General features: G+C 53.3%; 3 protein-coding genes. All 3 read left to right on the top strand.

What is annotated here, in order from left to right:
- The coding region (locus tag Q0510_RS07765; RefSeq protein ID WP_298709794.1) for a hypothetical protein at positions 1-685 on the top strand (685 nt) is incomplete at its 5' end.
- Positions 682-1,599 carry a DUF6807 family protein gene (locus tag Q0510_RS07770; protein WP_298709795.1) on the top strand — a complete coding sequence of 306 codons (918 nt, stop codon included), beginning with the start codon at positions 682-684 and terminating at the stop codon, positions 1,597-1,599. The genes Q0510_RS07765 and Q0510_RS07770, both read left to right, overlap by 4 nt.
- Positions 1,600-1,627: 28 nt before the next feature.
- Positions 1,628-2,584: glycoside hydrolase family 88 protein (locus Q0510_RS07775; protein ID WP_298709797.1), on the top strand; the 957-nt coding region annotated here is incomplete at its 3' end.

Here is a 2,584-nt window from a genome sequence, read left to right on the forward strand (position 1 = left end):
TCCGAAGGAATATATTCCGCTGTCGTGGGCATTTTTTTATAGCGCCAGCGGCGGTGATAATGATATTTTCGGGAACGAAATCGTGATCGAGCACACCGATCCCGGCAGCAAAACCCTCGCCGCCGCGTTCTTCATCACCGGCGGCATGGAGGGTTTCGGAGGGAAGTTCTACGACAACCACATTACCTCCAATGTGCCCCCGATCTGGATCGCGGGCAAATATGGCGGCGCGTCCCGGTCGCTCATCACCAACAATACCATCGTAAAATCGAAAGGCGCGCTGCCGGATTATAAACCTTTTTTGATGGGCTTTGACGGTTGCCGCGATTGCGTGGCCAAAGAAGTGGTGATCCGCTCGAACAAAATTGTCAATGATACATTTGCCATCCGCATGGGCGGCGCCGGTCATTCATTTTCCGTACAATGGAAACTGGATTTGAAAACAGTGGCTAAAAACGGCCGCCCGGCAGCAAACAGGGAAGTGGTTGTGAAGGATGATACGGACGCCGTGGTGTGGGAAGGAAACACGGATGAAGCAGGACAGGCGTCCTGTTACCTGGAGTCTTATTCCATGAAAGACGGCAGGCAATTGACGAGGAAACCTTACCGCGTAATATCCGGCGGCGTCACGAAGCCGGTGTTGATGGATAAGGATATGCTCATCGTTTTACCCCTGAAAAAATGAAAGCGGGCATCGGAATTTTGATGATCACATCGCTGTTTGCATGCAGGCCATCGTTGTCGCTGCAGCGTTCTGAAACTGGTGTTTTGATTTCGGAAAAAGGGAAACTGGTGATGGGTTACCAGGCGGCGCCGTTGCAAATTAATGGTGCCTTCGAACGCGCGGGATATGTGCATCCGCTCTACAACCTGGATGGCGTAATTCTTACGGAAGACGGTCCTGCGGATCATCCCTATCATCGCGGTATTTATTGGGCCTGGCACCAGGTGTTGCAGGGTGGCAAATCTGTGGCTGACGGATGGGTGTCTGAAGGGATTTCATTTTCACCTCTAAAAATGAATAGCGGCAAGCGCCGGGGCGCTGCTTACATCGACGCGGAATTGCGCTGGATCTTAACTGAAGCGGCAAATCAGCCGGAAATCATCCGCGAGCATACGGCCATCTTGGTGCATCCCGCAACAGCGCATTACCGCGCCATAGATTTCACGATCCGGCTGGTGCCTAAAATGGATAGCGTTGCGCTCGGCGGCGCCAATGACGAAAAAGGATATGGCGGATTTTGCCTGCGCTTCGCACTCCCTTCGGATATCTCTTTTCATTCGGGTGGTCATAAAATCGCCGCCCGTGAAAAAGCGGTGGAAGCCGCTGCCTGGATGGATTTTTCAGGTTCCTTCGAAACAGGGAAGAAAAGCGGCCTCACATTACTGGTGCATCCGGAAAGTACGGGCGCTTCCACATCCTGGATACTCCGGGAAAAGAAAAGCATGCAGAATTCCGTGTTCCCGGGCCGCATTCCCAGGCTCCTCCCGCCAGATGGATGGACGCTGAAATACAGGCTCATCGTGCACGACGGCTCAATGAGCGGACCACAGCTGGAGAGGCTCTATCAAACCTATATCACTGTTTCAAATCATTAAATAAGCAATGCAGAAAATGATCAGACTGATGAAATGTACACTACCGTTGCTGCTACTCTTTTTTACCGCCTGCAAACGCCCCGCGCTCGACGTGAATGCCAGGATGCAGGTGGCGCTGCAACGCTATGAAAAGATGTTGGAAGCCCATCCAGGCACCACAAAAATCCCGCATTCCCTGAACGCCGACAGCTCGCTGCGCGACATGCCCTCCGACTGGTGGACCAGCGGCTTCTTCGCCGCCACGCTCTGGCAACTCTATGATTACACCAAAGACGAAAAGTGGAAATCCGCCGCCCACAAATGGACGATGGCTGTAGAGAAAGAGCAATTCAACACTACTACGCATGATCTCGGATTCATGATCTATTACCCCTTCGGCGCAGGTTACCGGCTGACCGGTGATACGGCATACAAGCGCGTTATGCTGCAGGGCGCCGCTTCGCTCGCGTCGCGCTTCGATTCCGCGAGAGGCGTGATCCGCTCCTGGGATACATTCCGCGAGTTCGATTATCCTGTGATCATCGATAACATGATGAACCTCGATTTCCTTTTCTGGGCTTCGCGCGAAACGAAAGACCCCCGGTATCATGATATCAGTATCCGTCACGCGGACGCGACGCTGAAAAACCACTTCCGTCCTGATTTCAGCTCATATCACGTGGTATGCTACGGCCCTGGCGGCGAAGTGCTGGCGCAGAAAACTCACCAGGGCGCGGCGGACGAATCGGTATGGTCGCGCGGACAAGCCTGGGCGCTCTACGGCTACACGATGATGTTCCGCGAAACACAAGAAAGGAAGTACCTGGACCAGGCCATGCATATCGCCGATTTCCTGCTAAGCCATCCCAATCTGCCGGATGATAAAATATTCTATTGGGATTTGAAGGCCCCGAATATTCCCAACGAAGAACGGGATGCTTCCGCCGCGGCGATCGTAGCCAGCGGGTTGTTGGAATTGAGCGGGTTTATGAACGAAGAAAAATCG

The sequence above is a fragment of the uncultured Chitinophaga sp. genome, from assembly GCF_937874145.1.
Taxonomy (GTDB): Bacteria; Bacteroidota; Bacteroidia; order Chitinophagales; family Chitinophagaceae; genus Chitinophaga.

Coding starts and splice junctions, on each gene's coding strand:
- Q0510_RS07770 (WP_298709795.1), top strand. CDS start 682: ATGAAAGCGGGCATCGGAATTTTGATGATCACATCGCTGTTTGCATGC.